This window comes from Streptococcus caledonicus (assembly GCF_042656225.1).
Classification (GTDB): Bacteria; Bacillota; Bacilli; order Lactobacillales; family Streptococcaceae; genus Streptococcus; species Streptococcus caledonicus.
The window spans coordinates 43,631-43,869 of sequence record NZ_JBHSOJ010000014.1; the positions used below are offsets into that span (position 1 = coordinate 43,631).

Below are 239 nucleotides of genomic sequence, written 5' to 3' on the forward strand. Positions count from 1 at the left end.
GGCGATGGAGTAGAACTGTGGTCGTGGGTGCTTAGAAGTGACAATCACATTAACCTTATCTTCGTCTGCAAAAGCTTTTTCCATAACTGCAAAAAGTGAGTTACTATCTGCTGGCAAGTATTCTCGGATATACTCCGGCGTCTTCTCTGCCAAATGCGTCAAAAGACCTGGATCTTGGTGAGTGTAACCATTGTGGTCTTGTTGGAAAACCGTTGAAGTCGCAATCAAGTTAAGGGATG

1 pseudogene is annotated in these 239 nt (G+C 44.4%); it reads right to left on the bottom strand.

The annotated features are described in order from the left end of the window. Positions 1-239 (bottom strand): annotated as a pseudogene (locus ACFPQ3_RS01815) (phosphoketolase); the annotation flags it as partial.